19 protein-coding genes and 1 pseudogene are annotated in these 20,165 nt (G+C 31.3%); 12 read left to right on the top strand and 8 right to left on the bottom strand.

Features of this window, described 5'->3' with window-relative positions:
* Nucleotides 1-741, top strand: coding sequence for a 23S rRNA (guanosine(2251)-2'-O)-methyltransferase RlmB (gene rlmB / locus ACOSP6_RS09775; RefSeq protein WP_422092852.1), 741 nt, complete (start codon nucleotides 1-3; stop codon nucleotides 739-741).
* A gap of 24 nt (nucleotides 742-765) precedes the next feature.
* On the opposite strand, the gene ACOSP6_RS09770 is transcribed toward rlmB, so the two are convergent.
* Nucleotides 766-1,488 (bottom strand): rhomboid family intramembrane serine protease, encoded by a 723-nt coding sequence (locus ACOSP6_RS09770; RefSeq protein ID WP_422092853.1) that lies wholly within the window; start codon nucleotides 1,486-1,488, stop codon nucleotides 766-768.
* A 76-nt stretch (nucleotides 1,489-1,564) separates the two neighbouring features.
* Here ACOSP6_RS09770 and ACOSP6_RS09765 point away from each other — a divergent pair, with 76 nt between their 5' ends.
* On the top strand, nucleotides 1,565-2,836 hold the full coding sequence (locus ACOSP6_RS09765) for a replication-associated recombination protein A (RefSeq protein WP_422092854.1): 1,272 nt from the start codon (nucleotides 1,565-1,567) through the stop codon (nucleotides 2,834-2,836).
* Here ACOSP6_RS09765 and ACOSP6_RS09760 read toward each other — a convergent pair.
* Genes ACOSP6_RS09760 through ACOSP6_RS09745 form a run of 4 tightly spaced genes read right to left on the bottom strand, consistent with a single transcriptional unit; the run spans nucleotide 2,833 to nucleotide 6,225 of the window.
* Nucleotides 2,833-3,573 (bottom strand): hypothetical protein, encoded by a 741-nt coding sequence (locus tag ACOSP6_RS09760; RefSeq protein WP_422092855.1) that lies wholly within the window; start codon nucleotides 3,571-3,573, stop codon nucleotides 2,833-2,835. The genes ACOSP6_RS09765 and ACOSP6_RS09760 overlap by 4 nt on opposite strands.
* A 2-nt stretch (nucleotides 3,574-3,575) precedes the next feature.
* Nucleotides 3,576-4,949 (bottom strand): DUF5723 family protein, encoded by a 1,374-nt coding sequence (locus ACOSP6_RS09755; protein ID WP_422092856.1) that lies wholly within the window; start codon nucleotides 4,947-4,949, stop codon nucleotides 3,576-3,578.
* A 3-nt stretch (nucleotides 4,950-4,952) separates the two neighbouring features.
* Nucleotides 4,953-5,507 (bottom strand): hypothetical protein, encoded by a 555-nt coding sequence (locus ACOSP6_RS09750; RefSeq protein ID WP_422092857.1) that lies wholly within the window; start codon nucleotides 5,505-5,507, stop codon nucleotides 4,953-4,955.
* A 34-nt stretch (nucleotides 5,508-5,541) separates the two neighbouring features.
* A complete protein-coding gene (locus ACOSP6_RS09745; protein ID WP_422092858.1) occupies nucleotides 5,542-6,225 on the bottom strand; it encodes a YjjG family noncanonical pyrimidine nucleotidase in 684 nt (227 codons plus the stop codon).
* A gap of 284 nt (nucleotides 6,226-6,509) precedes the next feature.
* On the opposite strand from ACOSP6_RS09745, the gene ACOSP6_RS09740 reads away from it, so the two are divergent.
* From ACOSP6_RS09740 to ACOSP6_RS09715, 6 genes are all read left to right on the top strand, one after another.
* Complete coding sequence (locus ACOSP6_RS09740) at nucleotides 6,510-7,475, top strand: helix-turn-helix domain-containing protein (RefSeq protein ID WP_422092859.1); 966 nt, start codon at nucleotides 6,510-6,512, stop codon at nucleotides 7,473-7,475.
* Nucleotides 7,476-7,589: 114 nt separating this feature from the next.
* Nucleotides 7,590-8,201, top strand: a complete 612-nt coding sequence (locus tag ACOSP6_RS09735) for a DUF3575 domain-containing protein (RefSeq protein ID WP_422092860.1) — start codon at nucleotides 7,590-7,592, stop codon at nucleotides 8,199-8,201.
* 107 nt (nucleotides 8,202-8,308) lie between these two features.
* Entirely contained in the window at nucleotides 8,309-8,935 is a 627-nt protein-coding gene (locus ACOSP6_RS09730) for an LA_2272 family surface repeat-containing protein (RefSeq protein WP_422092861.1), read from the top strand.
* A gap of 9 nt (nucleotides 8,936-8,944) precedes the next feature.
* A complete protein-coding gene (locus ACOSP6_RS09725) occupies nucleotides 8,945-9,622 on the top strand; it encodes a hypothetical protein (protein WP_422092862.1) in 678 nt (225 codons plus the stop codon).
* A 172-nt stretch (nucleotides 9,623-9,794) separates the two neighbouring features.
* Entirely contained in the window at nucleotides 9,795-10,916 is a 1,122-nt protein-coding gene (locus ACOSP6_RS09720; protein WP_422092863.1) for a glycosyltransferase family 4 protein, read from the top strand.
* Nucleotides 10,913-12,178, top strand: a complete 1,266-nt coding sequence (locus ACOSP6_RS09715) for an oligosaccharide flippase family protein (protein WP_422092864.1) — start codon at nucleotides 10,913-10,915, stop codon at nucleotides 12,176-12,178. Before ACOSP6_RS09720 ends, ACOSP6_RS09715 begins: the two co-directional genes overlap by 4 nt.
* On the opposite strand, the gene ACOSP6_RS09710 is transcribed toward ACOSP6_RS09715, so the two are convergent.
* The 3 genes from ACOSP6_RS09710 to radC all read right to left on the bottom strand — a co-directional run bounded on the left by ACOSP6_RS09710 (nucleotide 12,164) and on the right by radC (nucleotide 15,163).
* A complete protein-coding gene (locus ACOSP6_RS09710) occupies nucleotides 12,164-13,069 on the bottom strand; it encodes a hypothetical protein (RefSeq protein WP_422092865.1) in 906 nt (301 codons plus the stop codon). The genes ACOSP6_RS09715 and ACOSP6_RS09710 overlap by 15 nt on opposite strands.
* Nucleotides 13,069-14,373, bottom strand: coding sequence for a polysaccharide deacetylase family protein (locus ACOSP6_RS09705; RefSeq protein ID WP_422092866.1), 1,305 nt, complete (start codon nucleotides 14,371-14,373; stop codon nucleotides 13,069-13,071). The genes ACOSP6_RS09710 and ACOSP6_RS09705 overlap by 1 nt, the downstream gene beginning before the upstream one ends.
* A gap of 103 nt (nucleotides 14,374-14,476) precedes the next feature.
* Nucleotides 14,477-15,163 (bottom strand): RadC family protein, encoded by a 687-nt coding sequence (gene radC, locus ACOSP6_RS09700; RefSeq protein ID WP_422092867.1) that lies wholly within the window; start codon nucleotides 15,161-15,163, stop codon nucleotides 14,477-14,479.
* A gap of 138 nt (nucleotides 15,164-15,301) precedes the next feature.
* On the opposite strand from radC, the gene trkA reads away from it, so the two are divergent.
* The 4 genes and pseudogenes from trkA to ACOSP6_RS09680 form a co-directional block, all read left to right on the top strand.
* Nucleotides 15,302-16,648 carry a Trk system potassium transporter TrkA gene (gene trkA / locus ACOSP6_RS09695; protein ID WP_422092868.1) on the top strand — a complete coding sequence of 449 codons (1,347 nt, stop codon included), beginning with the start codon at nucleotides 15,302-15,304 and terminating at the stop codon, nucleotides 16,646-16,648.
* A complete protein-coding gene (locus tag ACOSP6_RS09690; RefSeq protein ID WP_422092869.1) occupies nucleotides 16,648-18,147 on the top strand; it encodes a TrkH family potassium uptake protein in 1,500 nt (499 codons plus the stop codon). The genes trkA and ACOSP6_RS09690 overlap by 1 nt, the downstream gene beginning before the upstream one ends.
* Before the next feature lie 323 nt (nucleotides 18,148-18,470).
* Nucleotides 18,471-19,025, top strand: coding sequence for a phage tail protein (locus ACOSP6_RS09685; RefSeq protein WP_422092889.1), 555 nt, complete (start codon nucleotides 18,471-18,473; stop codon nucleotides 19,023-19,025).
* Nucleotides 19,026-19,107: 82 nt separating this feature from the next.
* Nucleotides 19,108-20,165: pseudogene (locus ACOSP6_RS09680) on the top strand (hypothetical protein); the annotation flags it as partial.

Here is a 20,165-nt window from a genome sequence, read left to right as displayed (position 1 = left end):
ATGGAACAATCTACAGTAATTTTTGGTATAAGAGCAATTATTGAAGCAATCGAAAGTGGATCTTCAATAGAAAAAGTATATTTGCAAAAGGGTTTGCGCGGTGAACTATTTTTTCAACTTGATAAATTACTTAAAGGGAATAAAATCTCTACAAGCGTTGTTCCGGTAGAAAAGTTAAATAGATTATCAAAACATAATAATCACCAAGGTGCGGTAGCGAAGATATCTCCCGTAGAATTTAAGAATCTGGAGGAAATCATTGATAATGTAATCCAAAGTGATAAAACACCCCTCTTTTTAGTGCTAGATCAACTTTCTGACGTAAGAAACTTCGGAGCAATCATCAGAACCGCTGAATGCACTGGCGTTGATGCTATAATAATACAAAAAAGCGGTAGTGCTCCGGTAAACTCCGATACTATCAAAACTTCAGCTGGCGCTGCGTTTAAGATACCAATCTGCAAAGTTGACCATATAAAAGACGCTTTATTCCAATTGCAAGCAGCAGATGTAAAATTAGTTGCTGCTACCGAAAAAACCGAAGACTCTGTTTACGATATAGACTTCAAACAACCTATAGCTTTAATTATGGGTTCGGAACATAAAGGTGTAAGTAATTCCATTTTAAAGATGGTAGAATATAAAGGGAAACTACCTTTATTAGGAGACATACAATCTTTGAATGTATCTGTTGCCTGCGGTGCTTTTCTTTATGAAGCAATAAGACAAAGATTGCATTAAACAGCTTATTACATATCAATAGAATTATTCCTCCTCTGAATCCTTATAAACATACTTATATACGAAGGGTTTTATTTCTATATCCTTATTTTCCTCTTCATTAGGAACCGGCGGAATGTAATTTCCCTCCTCGTCAAACATTTCATCAAAATCCGTTTTTGTAAATTGATATTTTTCTTTAACTATACCTATATTCCTGTATATAAAGGCAAACAAAAGACCAGTAACAAAACCGGATAAATGCCCTTCCCATGACATACCTTCTTTAATTGGAAAAACATACCAGATCATACTTCCATATAAAAATATCGTTATAAGAGACATAGCTACTAACCTAAAATGCTTTTTTACAACTCCGCTAAAAAAGACGAAACTGAATAATAAATACACAATACCACTTGCACCAATATGATATGACTCACGTCCAATTATCCAAGTCATAATTCCCGTCAATAAACCTCCATAAATAAGCACCTTAAACGCGACAGACCGATAAAAATACAAGAGACTCATTAAAAGTACCATAAGAGGTACTGAATTATTGAAAAGATGCTTTGTGTCGCTATGGATAAAATGAGTAAAAAAAACACCTCTAAAACCACTTATACTCCGCGGTAGTACACCATATTTATTAAAATTAAGTCCAAACTTAATTTCTATCCAATAGACAAGCCAAATTACAAAGACAAATAATACAGGTATTGTGAAGACTTCGTCAGTAATTTTGAATTCATTTTTTTCACTCATAGTAATTGAAACTACAAAAATAAATCCACATTAAAAATTACGAACTTCTGTCAGAAAACTTTACTATTTTTACCATATGAGTGCACCTTTGGCAGAAAGAGTTCGACCGAAAACAATAGATGATTATTTAAGCCAACAACATTTAGTTGGTGAAAAGGGAATATTGACTCAACATATTCGTCAAGGAATTATCCCTTCGTTAATTCTATGGGGACCTCCTGGTGTTGGTAAAACAACATTAGCTAACATAATTGCTAATGAATCAAAACGACCTTTTTACACATTAAGTGCTATTAGTTCTGGTGTTAAAGATGTTCGAGAAGTTATTGAAAAGGCTAAAAAAAGTGGTGGATTATTCACTCAAAAAAATCCTATTCTATTTATTGATGAAATTCATCGATTTAGTAAGTCGCAACAAGACTCACTGCTTGGAGCTGTAGAAAAAGGTTGGGTTACACTAATTGGAGCAACCACCGAAAACCCGAGTTTTGAAGTCATTCCTGCCCTACTCTCTCGTTGTCAAGTTTATATTTTAAATTCTTTTGATAAACAAGATTTAATTGACTTAATTCATCGAGCAATTAAAAAGGACGAACTATTATCTAGCAAAGAAATTATTTTAAAAGAAACTGACGCTTTATTGCAAGTATCTGGAGGTGATGCCAGAAAATTATTGAACGTATTTGAATTATTAGTTTCCTCAGAAGAAAAAATTGAAATTACCAACGAATTAGTTCTTTCTAAAATTCAGAAAAACACAGTTCGTTATGATAAAACGGGAGAGCAACATTATGATATAATTTCTGCATTTATCAAATCTATCAGAGGAAGCGACCCTAATGCTGCAGTTTATTGGCTAGCTAGAATGATTGAAGGAGGTGAAGATGTTAAATTTATTGCTCGAAGAATGCTAATTGCTGCTTCTGAAGATATCGGAAATGCTAATCCGACTGCTTTAATTTTAGCTAACAATACTTTCCAAGCTGTATCGGTTATTGGTTATCCTGAATCTAGAATAATTTTAAGTCAGTGTGCTGTGTATTTAGCCAATTCACCGAAAAGTAACGCTTCTTACATGGCGATAGGTGAAGCACAAAATTTGGTACGAAAAACTGGTGATTTGTCTGTTCCTCTACATCTAAGAAATGCACCAACTAAACTTATGAAAGATTTAAATTATGGGAAAGATTATTTGTATTCTCACAATTATGAAAATAATTTTGTGAATCAAGAGTTTATGCCTGATGAAATTTCGAATACTAAACTATATGAACCGGGAAATAATCAGCGTGAAAATAATTTTAGAGCTGCCCTAAAACAACGTTGGAAAGACAAATACAATTATTAAAATTTGACCTTTATTATTTCCATTTGAATTGCTCCATTTTGGTAATATTGAGCAGACCAAGATCCTTCTTTACTTCTCAGTAAAACTCCATTTTTATCTTTTAGAATGAAAACATTTGCATCAGAAGTACTTAATAATTCATGTACTGTATTACCTCTATTATCTTTAAGTTGGTAACCATTTACTGTCTTCACAGCAATAGCATCATACGACGAACTAACAATTTCTGTTTTGGGTTTACTTTTTACAACTTCAATATTTTTATTTCTTTCAACGGAAACATTTAAATTCTTTGATGATTTAGTTTGAGATAAAGGTTGATAGTTATAATTTAATCGTTTTATAGAACTAAACGTTTTTCTAACAGCATCTTGATACGCCTTCTTATATTCTTTTAATTTACTCTTTCCTTCTTCTCCTTTAAAAACGACTTCGTTCTTACAATTTTTTAAAATCAAGGTTACTTTCGTAGCAAACATTCCCGAATTATCATCTAAAACTGCAGTTAGTGCAAGACATTTATTCAGAGCTAAATCCTGTGGAACATCGTCACTACTCAAAAAAGCAATAAATCCGTTTTTATTAAATAAAAATTTTGTGAGTGAACTTGTTTGATACTTATCTGCTTCATTAAATGATTCCATTTGTTTAGGAACCATAATATATTTGTAATTGTTAATATTTTTCTGAGCGTAAACAGAAAAGGTCAATAGTAGTAAAACAAGCGTATTTTTCATTTTTATTTGAATAACATATTAATACCGAATTGGAAAGAAGCGCTATTTGCATCTGCAATATCGGAAAGATTAAACACATTGTCAACCGCTCCATAAACATTTACCTTCCAAATATGAGCAGAAATTCCGATTCCAAAATTGGTATATGAAAAATCATCGATTGTATATGTTACTCTAGTACTAAATTTTTCAGATACTTTTCTTTGATAAAATCCTGTAAACGCAAACTGAGGACCGATTGGCCTTATTACAGAAAATAATTGAGCTCCAACAGCATTATCGAAATAACTGTGATATGAAATATCCGAACAGCTTTCTTCTCTTCTTGATTTTCCAAAATAATGATGTAAAGCGGCATTAAACTTTATTGGTCGAAGTACAGAATAAGAATCCTTATTTTGTCTTCTTATAACATTCGCATTGATATCATCATTTAAATTTTGCCAATAATCAGGGTTGCTGCCATCGTACTGAAACTCTATACCTGAAAACACATAATCACCTTCAACAGTTCCATTCCTTAATTTATCGGAATATGCGACAAAACCAATATCCAATAAACTAGCGGAGAATTTAGTTTGCTCGTCTACATTATACGTAAATCCAACATCTATACCTAAACCTAAATTAGGACCTAAAAATGTTTTACTTAGAACATCACCAACCTCCACATCTAAGGCATTATTATCATTGTAAAAACCAGATGAATAACCTGCTAAATCAACATTACTTAATGTATGTTCATAAATCCCATTTGTTCCTAATCTTGTTGTTAAACTACCTTGATTGTCATTAGACATCATATTTAAAGAACCCGAATAGATCTTCAATCTGGCTCCAGCAGTAAAACGTTCGTTAAATTTCCTAGTAATACCTGCATGAATCACTCCTAATAAATCTGCTTTTCCGCTAAGTTTTGAAAACAAAAAACTTCTATTTAAGTTACCCGCATTACCATCTCTTACTAACTCTAAAAAATCTTTTGGAATTACAGAAAAAGCATCTAATTCAGTATAAAAACCAACACTCAAATAGTCTTTATCGTTGATTTTATAACCTGCATTTATTACTTCAACTTGCGTATTAATTGACAAGTAGTCATTATTTCCTAATTGATTTATAACATTATCAAGCTTCGTATTAAAATCTACATTGTCTGCTCTAAATAAATCGGCAATGGTAAAGCCAGAGATATTCGCTTGTGCTGAAATTCCTGAAATTAAAGGAATTCCAATATGGTATTTATAATTCGTTTCTGCCCCAGGATTTAGAAGTAACGTTTGAGGAATATTATCAAAACCATATAAAATTTGTTTGTTCTGAGATGTTAAATGGACCGAAATTAACATCAAAAGTAAGAATATGACTTTCTTCATATGTTAATTATTATTTACTGTAAAATAAAATGTACCAGCCGATTTAAAAATAAAAGAAGTAGGCACGTTTATATCAATTGAAGAACCATCAGAACTTGGTAATAATGTTAACTCTACTTCTACTTTTCTTGTATTTAAAAAAGTGGGATTATCCGCTATAATGATATCTTCTTCATGAACAAAATTCGTGTTATTCGCATTAACATTCAATGTAATATCATTATTAGTTGAAGTATCATTTCCATCTAGAAATGAAAAATTTATTCTAAAATCTCGATTAAATTGGTTACTAATTTCAAACCGAAACACAACCCTATTTAAATCATTTTGAGCAATCTCATTATCTAATACGGTCACCACAGATGTTTGAGTTATCGTTCCGACCTCCGAACCACCTACAACCAATTCGTTTTGTGTTACTGTCGCATTTATCAAAGAAACCGCGACCTCTGGAGTAAGCTCAAAATCTTCGGCTTGACTAAAATCGATATTATCTACACAGCTTTTTAAAACAAGGGATAGCAAAGCTAGTAAACAATAAATTGTTATTTTTCTCATAAGTTGTACTCTTATTTTTTCAACGGTTTAATTATTACAAATATTGTTTGATTTCGGATAAGGATTGAACACTCGTCACTCGATTATCATCGCTAGGTGTATCTTTAAACAAGTGAATTGGGGAAATTCCTACTGCTAAAGCGCCAAAAACATCAGCTTCTAAACTATCGCCAACCATAATTGCCTTATTAGGAACAACTTTAGCTTTCTCAAGAGCAAATTCAAAAACTTTTGGGTTTGGTTTTTTTACTCCTACACTTTCTGATGTTACCACAACATTGAAATATTTTTCAATCTCTGATTTCTCGAGTTTTATTTTTTGAACCTCTTCAAAACCGTTGGTAATAATGTGCAGATTATATTTACCGTTAAGATATTCTAACAAATCGATTGCACCGTCTAATAAATGATTAAACATTGGTAAATAAGTTATGTAATCTTCAGATATTTTATCAATTAAAACATCATCAATCTCATAATTAAGTGCATCAAATGTTGTTTTTAATCGCTTATAGCGCAATTCTTTTTTCTCAATTTTTTCTTCTCTATATAATCTCCAATATTGCAAATTTATTGGTTCATAAACTTTTAAGAATTCTTCTAAATCTAAACTTAAGTTTTGTTCACTAAAAATTCTTTGAAAAGACAATGCTGAATTTCTATCAAAATCCCACAAGGTATGATCTAAATCAAAGAAAATATCCGTAATCTCTGTCATATTCAAATTTAAGGATATAATATTTATGTTAACACCAATTAAAAGAAATTATTAACGTTTAGTTTTGAGTGTTTAGCTTTTTCTGACAATTGTTTTTTAATAAAATTAAGAATCAATATTCTCAAAAAAATATATCTTGCCGTGGATTTTAAAATTATTTACGATTGCAAGTCGCGGAGTTTTTCAACCTTTTTTTAATTGTTAGTGCTATTCATGGGTTTGTTTTTAGTTTTTTTCTGTTTAAAAAAACAGGTCTAGATAAAAACACACTTTTCCTTAATTTAATGATTTTAGTAATTGCACTGAACAATTTGCAATCTTGGTTACTTGCAAAAGAGTTTTTGGTTTTAGACTATATTCAAATTCCTTGGCACTTTTTAATTGCCCCATTATTTTACACTTTTTTACTGAATTACTTAAAAATAGAAAAGCTTTTTTTCAATGTAATTAGAGTTGCTTTTCCAATATTTATCGTAAGTATCATTTTTCAAGTAATTTGCTTTTCTTTTATAAAGGATACCTCTACAACAGCAGAATATGAATTGTTTTACGAGAAATATACTGCTGTAGAAGAATTAATAAGTTTCATAGTTTCTATAAGTATTTTCTTCTATTCTTTTAGAATTATTAAGTTCAAAAAAAACTTGTTTAAAGGTATTTTAAGTTATGATAGTTTACATTGGTTGAACACCTTTATATTTCTTGCATTAATATCTTATGCCTTTTGGGCGCTAGCAGTTGGTGTAAAATTTCAACTGAACTTTCAAAACTTTATTGTCTTTTTTTATCCTTTACGTGTAATGACTACCGTTCTTATATATTGGCTAGGTTATGAGCTGGTATACATGTTGCGTCAAGTAAAAGAAAGAAAATTAATTAGAGAACAAGGTCTTAATAAAACCGAAACAACGCCAACCAATTACTCTAAAAAATTCAAAGACATTGAAGAGTATATTATAAATAATAGAAGGTTTTTAGATAATCTTTTGAGTTTAGAAACATTGGCAAATGAACTTAGAGTTAGCACAAGTCTTCTTTCTAAATTAATTAACGAACAAAGCTCTAAAAACTTTAACCAGTTAATTAATGAATACCGAGTAGAATACTCCAAAGATTTATTATTAAATGATGAATACAGTGGTTACACAATCACCTCTATTGCCTTGGAATCGGGATTTAACTCAAAATCCACCTTCTACAACGCTTTTAAAAAACACACAGGCGTAACTCCCACTCAATATAGAAGTTAGACTAATTTTAGAGAGTCCGAATTCTTACAAATCTGTCCAGATTCTTACAACATAGACTATTTCGGACACCAAAATTATTTCATGAAACTAGTTTTGCTCAAAACTTATATAATCATGAAAAATAACCTAAAATTAAAACTAAAAGAACAACAAACGAACAAACGAGCAAACAGGTTTATTCATAAAATAACCATTATGATAATTGCCTTTATAACTTCTACAACGTATGCTCAAGATAATGAGAAAGTAAGTGAAATAAGTGGTAATAATGAACTAAAGATTAACGGTATTTACTTAGTGGCCGGTGCTGCAGAAATTACTTATGAAAGAATTCTAAGTAATGAAACTGCTTTCGGGGTTTCAGTTGCATTTGATGTAGAAAGCGACAACTTTTATAATTTCGGTGCTTTTCCATATTACAGATTTTACTTCGGTAAGAAACGAGCTGGTGGGTTTTTCGTAGAAGGAAATGGAGCCATTTTGGTTGACGAATTTGGAAAAGAAGCTTCCTTAACTATCAATGGGAACAATGGAAGTTTATCTATTTCTGACAGCGGAGATGTTACAACAAAATTTGGATTAGGAATTGGAATTGGCGGAAAATTCTTATCAAGAAAGGGATGGATTGGTGAACTTTCTATGGGGTTTGGAAGGACATTTGGTGTTGAAGATGATGCCTTTAAAACCTACGGTAGGTTTGGAATTACTATTGGAAAAAGATTTTAATTCGTTTTTATTATCAAAGAAAGGAACAATTATCGAATTGCTTTTTCGGAATTGTTCCTTGAAACTTTGTTTTAAAAAGTTTAATCGACAAAGTAAAATAATAAACTATGAAGAGATCACTAACTATATTAATTACGCTATTTACATTTCTTATATCACATGGTCAAGATGAAATTGTTATTAAAAAAGGTGTAATTGGAACTTTTCATACTGAGAATAAAATCATAAACGGTTTATCTTTTGGTTTATACTCAGGAATGAATAATGATAGGAATGTTATCACAAACGGACTTAGGATAGAAGTTCCAGGAATAGGTATGCTTTCTTTTATGGGAAATGGCTTACCTAACGCTACTGAACCATTTGATTTGACAGATTATAAATACAGTGAAGTAATTAACGGACTGAATTTGTCTTCAGGCTCGTGGTGTGACTGTAATTATAATGGATTGACAATTGGATTTGTTGGTCAATATGGAAAATTGGGAAATGGTTTTTCTTTGGCTGGCGGTTGGAATATAATTGACAAACAAAATGGATTACAACTGGCAATCATTACTAACAGTTCTTATTATATGAACGGAATACAACTTTCTGCATTTAATTACAGCCATGATGGAGCTGGGATTCAAGTAGGAATTTTAAATCATTCAAACAACTTCAAGGGAATACAATTTGGTATTTGGAATGTAAATCAGAAAAGGAAACTACCCTTAATCAATTGGAATTTTTAAATAAGAAAAATGGGAAAAAAAATTATTTATATAACATTGTTTTTAATAACAATTATTTCATGTGAAAAACCGACTATTTATTTCGGTGATCAAGTGTCAGAAAATTATCAAATGACTTTAGACACTTTAAAAAATTATGACAATTATTTTATTGGAGAATTTAATGGAAAATTACTGGTAAGCACAGAAATGAATAACACAGTAATAAGTGTATTTAATACTTTACTCGACTCGGTTTCTGTTTCTAATTCATTTTCATATAAGATTAATAATAGCGACAGTTTACAAACACCTTTTATCAAAGTTTTAAAATATGAGCCAATAAACAAACTTGACTCCAACAATTCCTACCGCTACTTAGATTACTCCGATTTTTACAGTGTTTTTGATTACGCAACTCTTAAATATTACACCATTGGTAATTTTAAAAACCTTGAATCGCAAGTGCTCATAAATCATGTTGATTATACTCAACTTGTAAATAATGGAGGAATATCCTACCGCTCTTCCTATTTTAATCAAATTCCAGACAAGAGCAATAATTTTTACATTGAAAGTATAGAAGCCATTGAAAACCCAGAAAAAGGAGTAAGAATAACATATTCGTTTAATTGTATCCTATATTCTGATTCAAATGAGATTATTGAACTTAAAAATGCCAGAGGAAGGTGTACTTTTAGATATTAATTTTATTACCTGAAATTGAACTTTAATTGAGAATGCAACTCTGAAATACCATAAACAAATCAAAGAAACTTTCAAAAGAGGCTAGGGAAATTGTATAATTGGAATAACTAATTTACTTTTAGGGTGCTGTTAATTCAGCATCCTATTTGTATTTATCTAATTTAAACAGTCTTTGGATACTAAAAAATTACATGTTCTTTTCCTCTGCGGATGGTATCCATCTAGAGTTTTACCAAATAATGGTGATTTTATTCAACGACACGCGGAAGCGGTGAATTTGCATCATAGAGTTTCGGTTTTACATATTATTACAGACAAACAACAAAAAGTACCTATCGAAATAGTTTCCAAAGAAATTAATGGAATTAATACTCATATTGCATACATAAAAGCAAGTAAAAACCCAATTGTAAAGGTATCTCGTTTTTTTAAAGCTTTTCAAAAAATAGTAAAGCAAATAGGTAAATTTGATATTGTTCACTTAAACAAACTATTTCCTTTTGGACTTTTTGCCCTGTATTTAAAATGGAAATTTAAAACTGATTATATCATTTCTGAACATTGGACAGGTTATCATCAACCAAAAACAGTAAAATTTTCAAAGACTGAATTATTCCTATCTCAGATAATATCAAAAAGGGCCAAATATATTTGTCCGGTTTCTTACGATTTACAGAAATCTATGGAAAATTTAGGATTATCGGGAAAGTATGTACCAATTCCAAATGTTGTGGACACCGAATTGTTTTCAGTAAAAGAGGAATCAACTCATAAGGAGTTTGTTATTTTACATGTTTCGAATATGCTCGATGAACACAAAAATGTTTCAGGAATTATTAAAACTGTTGCTAACTTTAAAAAAGTAACGACCCAATTTAAACTTGTTTTAATTGGGGAAAACTCAATTCAGTACAAGGATTTATCTGATTCTTTACAAATTTCAGATTATGTTGAGTTTATAGAACATATTCCTCATGAAGATGTAGTAGCACAAATGCAAAAGGCGGATGTTTTTGTATTATTTAGTAATTACGAAAACTTACCCTGTGTTATTTTAGAAAGCTTCTCGTGCGGAACTCCTGTTATTAGTACAAATGTTGGTGGTATAGCTGAATTTTTCCCTGCAGATTTTGGTTCATTAATAAGCCCTAACAACGAAAATGAATTATTGGAAGCTCTTAAAATCCATCTAGAGAAAAAAGTACATCCTGAAAAACTACACGAGTACGCCCAAGCGAATTTTAGTAAACAAGTAATTGCTACTAAATTTTCTGAATTATATTTGAGCAATTGAGTTTATTAATAAATTACATATCAGACTTTAAAAAAAGAGCTGGCAATTATGTTTTTCTAGCAACTATATTTTCTAGAATTTTATCTTTTATTGCCTCTTGGATTGCCTTACAATTACTTCATCCAGAACCTTTGGGTAATGTGCTATATGCTTGGAATTTCATTGTTTTTTTAACACCTTTGGTTGGACTAGGTTTGCATCAAAGCTACATAAGATATGGTGCTTTAACTAAGAATCCAGAAGAAAGAGAACAATTATTTAAATATGTAATTAGAAAAGGTACTGTTACATCACTAATTTTATCACTAGTCGTAATTCTATTGAGTTATTTATATGATTTTAAAAATCCTAATATAAAAAGCTACTTATATATTCTATCTTTTGTTTTTATACCTACTTTTTTAATTGAAATTATTAAAGTTAGAGTTCGGCTAGAACATCAAAATAAAAAACTCGCATTAATAGAGGTTGTTTACAATATAGTTTTAATCATCTCTGTATTGGTATTGAGTTATTTTTGGAAAACTACGGGTTATGCATTCTCATTTGTAATTACTCCTCTCCTATCTTCCTTACTATTTTATAAATTACTATTATCTAAAATTTTAAAACCTTCTAAACCAAATTTTATAAATCTGGAATTTTGGCGTTATGGAGTTTTCGGTGGATTATCGAATGTCGTTACCTTGCTTCTTTTTTCTATTGATATATTATTGATTGGAAATATCTTAAACGAACCGGAAAAAGTAACTATTTATCGATATTTAACTCTTATTCCCTTTAGTTTACTTTTTCTACCGCGCGTTTTTATAACAACAGATTTCGTTTCTTTTACTGAAAAAATTGCAGATGTTAATTACATCAAAAAATATACAAAAGGTTATCTTCTATTATTCACTATTATAAGCGTGATTATTTGTTTTAGCTTTTATTTGTTCGGGGAGTTTATCTTAGATTTATTTGACACATCATTTAAAGCCTACCATCAAAGCTTTTTTATATTGACCTTTGGTGTTTGTGGAATTTTAATTTTAAGAGGTTTATATGGAAATTTATTATCTTCAATTGGACAGGTTAAAATTAATTTTTACATCACCTCAATTGCCGTTTTATTGAACTATTTTTCAAACCAAATTTTGATTCCGAAATATGGTGTAAAAGGAGCTGCAATAACAACTGCGAGTTTAATGTGGTTAACAGGTTTAGCTACTTTGTGTAGTTTTTATTTTTTCTATAGAAAGTATCTGTCAACGCTTAAATAAGCGCAGTATTTTAGGAAGTTTATTACAATGAAGCTGTACATAAAATTCATCCTTTGCACCAAAACTATAGTAATATTTCGCAATATTTTTCATTGATGAACCTCCGAAATCAAAAACATCAAAATTTCTTTGATACTTATAAATAGCTCTATCATTTAAAAAAGTATTCGCTCCATTATTTCTATTATTAAAATCAGATGAGCAAACAAGTTCAGTAACCCTATTTTTATGCTTTAGAAAAAACGCTCCTGAAATAAGTTCCTTTTGATTGTCATAAATTGTTAGCAACTCTCCTGCTCTATTTTCAATGCAGACATTCATGAGTTTATATAATCGTAAATAATCCTCTGATTTAATTTTTTTAACTCGCTTACCTACGTTCTGCTCAAAAAGTTCAATTAATCTTTTGGGATTATCGTTCCAGTTTTCAGTAAGATCTGCATTGTTCGCTTTTTTAAGCTCTCTCTTCCTATTTCGATTATAGCTAGCAAATAATCGCTCGTAAGGTATATTTAAATTAAGTATTTGAATTTTCTTCTGAATTTGATACGAATGAAACATGCTAAACGCATTATAGTGATTCATTCGCAAACTGGTATATTTAAACTCGCTAAATAATTCGATTAAAAATTCGTTTTCATCGACTATATTCTTTGAGTAAATTCCTAATTGAATAACCCAGTAAGGTTGATAAGTATATTTTATAAAAAACTTCTTCCTCCATGGAATTGGCATTACTGCTTCATAATCATCTAAAACTAGAGCGGTCCAATTATCAGCAACAATATCTAAATACCAAGAAAATCCGAAGATATTAGACTGCAAAGAGTTAGCTATACAATCATCATACTTTTCAATATCTATTTTTTTTCTAGGGACAACTCGTATCATTAGTTCGTTGCTATCTTCAACATTGATTCATAAACTCTTTTCCAACCTTTCCATCGCAGATAATCGCTTAAACTCTCGTTATGAAATAGCGTTATAAATGTTCCGTTTACTTTTTTTACTTCACGTTTAAGTTCATTTATTTTACCCAAAGACTGTTTAGGTGTTAATCGCATATAATCGTTTAATGTTGTATCCATTAAAGCAAAAGGGAATATTTTTAAAGGAGTTTGAATTTCAAAATCTAAATCATAAAAGTAAAAAGGTGTACAAGTACTTGCTCTAAAACCAGAGTGACTTGCATAACCCATTGAATAATCTTCTTTAATTTCTAAATCGATTAACTGCTGATAAGTATCAGGCAATGAAAATCGTAAATAATGCTGTCTAGATCGAAAAATTGGCATGTTAGTAATTCCTTCTAACCGTTGTTTTTCCTCTTTTAATTTACTCACATTATTCATCGTGTAATAAGACGGATGAAGTCCTACTCTAGCATAATCAACCATATCCTTAATCAACAGTCGAAATTTCGTTTTAGATGCCGAAACATTGGTATCAAAAGTTGTGTAATCTCCAATAAGAAAGAAAAAAATGGTTTTTACATTATATGCTTTTTTGAATTTTATGAGTTCTTGAAATGTATTAAACGGATCTTTCTTTATATTAAAACGAACTGCCAAACGATCGATTACATTTAAAACATTCAATGTGTATATATCTTTCAAAATACCTCCTATTGACCTAATAACACTTTTGTGTTTGTAAGCAAAAGCATTGTCTACATCAATTGTGGAAATGTATTTATACTTACGCTCTTTATAATCGTAATCTGGAAATCGTTCTTTAAGAGCCTTTTTCAATTTATATGCCCAAATATCTACCACTGGTTTTTCTAAAAAACCGTTTATGTATGCCAAACTTTGATCAGCTGTAAAACGACCATGTTTATCTTTTATGTGTGGTAAATATTCTTCGTATCTAGTAATTAAATAGAAACTTGCCGAGAAAATATCAAATGGAATTGTTGATTTCGAACCCTGAAAAAAGAAACACGGCACATCTTCCCAAACAGATATACTGATGTCAACATCACTTACACCTTGTTCAAAAAGCAAATCGGTGCTTTTTATAAAAAATTCATTTCCTAAAGCTACTGAGGTATAGGACAACTTTGGCCCATTAAAAGCCACAAACTCCTCAACTTTAGAAGTAAAATCTATATCTATAGCTAAAATTCGTGTGAAAATATGCTTAAATATATAACGTACTCTTGGGGTAACTTTATGTGTGTAAATAAGTATCAATTATCAGTTATCAGTTATCAATTATCAATTATCAGTTATCAGTTATCAGTTATCAGTTATGTAATAATAAAACTTATGATTCGAGTTTCAGGTTTTAATAGTCTTATAAAACTCCCTCGTCTACAAAGCTAAAATACTTCTTTTTACCAATTATAACATGATCTAGTAATTTAATATTCAACGTTATTCCTGCTTCTTTAATTTGATTAGTGATTTCGATATCTGCATTACTCGGTTGAATTTTACCAGATGGATGATTATGGCACAATATGACTCCAACAGCTGACAGCTCTAAAGCTCTTTTATAAACCAATCGCACATCAACTAATGTTGCTGTTAAACCTCCTTTACTTAACTGGTATTTCGTAAGAACTTTATTAGCATTATCCAGGTATAAGACCCAAAACTCCTCATGCTTTAAATCTTCCAAATTCTGTCGCATTATTTCAAAAACCTCTTGGGAGGAAGTAATTTTCGGAAGTACTTTAGATTCCTCAAAAAATTGTCGTCTACCAAGCTCTAATGCGGTAATTATAGAAATCGCTTTTGCCTCTCCCACTCCTTTAAATCGTTGTAGCTCTTCTACTGAAAGTTGCCCTAAATGGTTGAGATTATTATCAGTAAAGCTTAAAATTCTTTTTGATAAACCCACAGCACTTTCTTCTCTATTTCCTGAACCGATGAGGATTGCAATTAATTCTGCGTTGGATAAAGTTTGTTTTCCTTTCAACAATAACTTTTCTCTTGGTCTATCTTCTAAAGACCAAGATTTAATGGTTAACTTTTTCACTTTTCTCAATTTTTGGTAAATATACTAATTCTCCAATTTTCAGAATACCGACCTCATTCTAAACATTAAATGAAATTTGTTCCGTTTTTTTTCATCTTAAAAATGTACCTTTGCATTCTATATTCATTAATTTTTAATATGAAAATTATAATAGCCGGAGCTGGAGATGTTGGATTTCATTTGGCTAAACTTCTATCGTACGAATCTCAAGACACTTACATCGTTGATTTAGATGGTGATCGATTGACTTACATCAATAATCATCTGGATGTGATTACTAAAAAAGGAGATGCGACTTCAATAAAATTGTTGAAAGAGATTGGAATTGGTAACGCCGATTTATTATTAGCAGTAACCGAGAGTCAAAACACCAACTTTACAATTTCTGTTGTAGGAAAAGCATTAGGTGTGAAAAAAACTATTGCTAGAATTAAAAATCCAGAATTCCTGAGTAGTGATGTTGTTGACTTCAAAGATTTTGGAGTAGACTTTATGATTTCTCCGGAAAAACTGGCTGCAGAAGAAATAAAACAATTACTTTATCAATCTTCTTTTAATGATACGGTAGCGTTTGAAAATGGTCTTTTTAATGTTATGGGAACTACATTAGGATACAAATCCCCAATTGTAGATTTAACTGTAAAAGAGGCTAAAGAAAAATTTAATATGGTAGATTTTATTACCATAGCTATTAAAAGAGAGGGAATTGCACAAACAATTATACCTAGAGGAGACACGGAATATAAAATGAACGATCAGGTTTATTTTTCTGCTCCAAATTATAGTATCGAAAAGTTATACCCAATTTGTGGTAAAGAACATATTGATATAAAAAATGTTATGATTTTAGGTGGAAGTAGTATCGGTATGAAAACTGCAAGAAGTCTATGTCAAGAAAACTTTAAGGTTAAACTTATTGAAAAAAATAAAGAAAGAGCTTTAACGCTTGCAGAAGATTTAAGATCGACTTTAGTGATTCATGGAGATGGAAGAAATCTAGAATTATTAGAAGAGGAAAACATTCGAGATATGGATGCATTTATTGCGGTAACAGGTGATTCTGAAACCAATATCATGTCTTGTTTAGTTGCGAAATCTAAAGGAGTAAAAAAGACTGTTGCTTTAGTTGAGAATATGGACTACATAAATATTTCTCAAACTATTGGAATAGATACACTTATCAATAAAAAATTAATTGCTGCAAGTAGCATCTTTCGTCATATTCGTAAAGGTGAAATTTTAGCACTTGCAAATTTACACAATGTAGATGCCGAAGTCTTTGAATTTGAAGTTCAAGAAAATGCTAAGGTAACCGAAAAGCCAATTAGAGATTTACGCTTTCCTAGAGAAGCTGTTTTTGGAGGAATTATTAGAGATGGAAAAGCCCTAATGTCTTTTGGTGATATGCAAATTCAAGCCGGAGATCATGTGATTGTGTTCTGTTTACCAGAGGCAATATCTACTGTTGAAGATTTATTTAATTAATGGAAAATTTAAATCTCAAATTAATATTTCGTTTCTCAGGAATTACCGCTGTACTTAATGGTATTTTCATGTGGTTAGCGATTCCTTTTAGCCTTTATTTTGATGAGGAAGCTACACTCGGAATTTTAAATGCCGGGATAATTACCATTTTTATTGGTCTGTTACTTTATTTCTTTAATAAACCCGACAATAATAATCTTCAAAAGAAAGAAGGTTATCTTATAGTTACTCTGGGTTGGATAACATTGACAATTACCGGGATGTTACCTTACCTTTTAACTGGTAGTATTCCATCTGTCATAGATGCAATTTTTGAAACAATTTCAGGATATTCAACTACTGGATCATCTATTCTTACCGATATTGAAAGCATGCCAAAGGGAATTCTCTTTTGGAGAAGCGCCACACACTGGATTGGAGGAATGGGAATTATTGTTTTGACAATTGCAATATTGCCATTATTAGGTATTGGAGGTATGCAGTTGTTTATGGCAGAAGCACCCGGACCTTCAGCAGATAAATTACATCCTAGAATTACAGATACTGCAAAGCGTTTATGGTTAATTTATGTTGGATTAACTATTGCTGAACTTTTATTACTTAAAGTTGCTGGAATGACTTGGTACGACGCCATAAATCATGCTATGGCAACTGTTAGTACAGGTGGTTTCTCTACAAAAAATGCGAGTGTTGCTCATTGGAATGCAATGCCACTCGTTCAATACATTATTATATTCTTCATGTTTGTGGCGGGAACGAATTTTGTCTTAACTTATTTTGCCTTAAAAGGAAAAGTTAGAAAAGTTATTCAAAGTGAAGAGTTTAAATATTACAGTTTGGGAATCCTTTCTATAACTGTATTGGTTACATTAGGTATTATCTTTTTTAAAGATCCTACATTACAAACTACTATTAATCATCCAATGGTTTTGGGAGAAGCAGAAAGTGCCTTTCGACACAGTTTATTCTCTGTTATTTCCGTTGTAACAACTACCGGGTTTGTTACTGCTGACTTTACTATGTGGAGTTTCTTTATTACAGGAATTTTCTTCTCACTATTTTTCGTGGGTGGTTCTGCAGGTTCTACTTCTGGTGGAGTTAAAATTGTTAGACATATTGTAATGCTGAAAAATAGTTTTTTAGAATTTAAAAAGTCATTACATCCAAACGCTATTATTCCTGTTCGTTATGATGGTAAAGCAGTAAAACAGAAGATTGTCTTCAACATATTATCTTTCTTCATATTGTATATGTTAATATTTATTGTTGGTGCAGTAGTTTTAACTTTAATGGGATTAGACTTGCAATCGGCATTGGGAGCATGTGCCTCTTCATTAGGAAACATAGGACCAGCAATTGGTAGTGTAAGCCCTGTAGATAACTTTTCTCATTTATCTTCCTCAGCGAAACTGTTTTGTTCTTTTTTAATGTTAATTGGTCGTTTAGAACTCTTTACAGTCTTAATTTTATTCACTCCTTTTTTCTGGAAAAAGAATTAAGAGGGAATTGCATTTTTATCAAACAAAAATTAACTAACTATCAAATAGTTAAAAAAAACTTCTATATTTAGGGTAAGGAAACATATATTACTATTTAAATTACACTTATAACTAAAAACTACACGCTTAATACTTTTTAGAATCATCTGAGTGCAGATAGATAGTAACTTTGTTTTGGAATTATATAAGAACATAAAAAATTTACTAACCAAAACTAAATTATCATGAATTCAATTAAAAAAACTATCGGACTTCTATTTGTTTGCTTCTTTTTATCAAACACTTCTGTAAAAGCTCAAGAAGGTTTCTTAGGAGAAATTAGAATGTTTGCTGGAAACTTTGCACCAAGAGGGTGGGCATTTTGTGATGGTCAATTATTACCTATATCGCAATATTCTGCTTTATTTTCTATTCTCGGAACTACTTACGGTGGAGATGGTAGAACAACATTCGCTTTGCCAGACTTTAGAAGTAGAACTCCTATTCACGAAGGTACTGGACCTGGTCTTCCAACATACAGATTAGGACAAAAAGTAGGAAGTTATTACAATATTCTGACTGTAGCTCAATTACCTTCTCACACACATGTCCTTATTCCTGGGGCTACTGGAAATAATTTACAGTTAAGCACGGATAATGGAACTAGAGAAATCCCACAAGCAGGAGATGTACCTTCTGTAGCTAATTTCCCTGGTTCTTTAGGAGCACAAAGAGTAAAAGCTTATGGTCCTCCTGTTAATACAGTAAATGGACAAGCACTTGGTGGAAGTTTTACAGTTGGTAATACAGGTGGTAGTCAACAAGTCAATAACATGCAGCCTTCGATCGCTATTAATTACATTATTTGTATGCAAGGGCTATTCCCATCTAGAAGTTAATTATAAAAAAAGAAAATGAAGTCCCTCTTATACTTAAATAAAAATATTTAAGTGTAAGGGGGTTTCTTAAATTTATAGAAATATGAAAAAAATTACTCTTTTTATTTTTGTACTCTTTGCAAGTTTAAATCTATCTGCTCAGACAGTTTTTGATTTATCAGCGGGTACAACAACGGACAACACACCAACCAATGTAAGTGAACTAGTTGACGGTATCACCATGACTGTTAGCACATTTAACAATAGTTCCGAAAATACATTATTTGTTGCTTCAAGTGGTTTTGGAACAAACGGGATAGCAGCCCATAATTCGGCTTCAAATCTTTCCGAGGAAATGATTATCGCGTTTGACCAACCTGTTGATGTTAGTACAATTACAGTGAATAGTACTCAAGCACAAAGTAGAACTTGGACTTTTACTCCAACCGGAGGTTCAAATACACCTGTAGATGAAACTGGAACTTTTTCCAGCCCAACTGAAGTTACATTAAACTTTTTCGGAGTTACTCAAATTACAGTTACTTCGAATTTTTCCTTAGCGAATGCGGAACAGATGATTTTTGATAAGCTAACTTTAGTAACTCCTTGTACAGACCCAGATGTACCATCGCTCTCTGCTACAAATCCAACAATATGTACTGGTTCTAGTACTGATTTAAACATCACAGGAAGCCTAAACGATGCAACCGCTTGGCATGTTTATACTGGTTCTTGTGGTGGTACTCCAGTTGGGACTACTACTTCAGGAACATTTAATGTAAGTCCAACTACAACTACTACATACTTCATTCGTGGAGAAGGAGGCTGTGTTTCACCTGGTAGTTGTAACTCTATAACGGTAACCGTAAACGCACTTGATGATGCCTCATTTAGTTATGGCTCTTCTTCATATTGCCAAAACGCTGCAGACCCTTCACCAACCATTACAGGTTTGACGGGTGGAACATTTAGCTCAACAGCTGGATTAAGTATTAATGCTTCAACTGGACAAATTGATGTGTCAGCTTCAACTCCTAACACATATACAGTAACCTATACTACTGCTGGAACTTGTCCTAATTCTAGCAACGTTTCTGTAACTATTAATGCGTTAGACGATGCTTCTTTCTCATATGGAGCTGCTTCTTATTGTGTAAATGC

Origin of the sequence: Tenacibaculum sp. MEBiC06402, from assembly GCF_049239625.1 — a bacterium.
Lineage (GTDB): Bacteria > Bacteroidota > Bacteroidia > Flavobacteriales > Flavobacteriaceae > Polaribacter.
The sequence above is the reverse complement of the archived record's forward strand: the minus strand, read 5'-3'. Positions and strand labels throughout refer to the sequence as shown.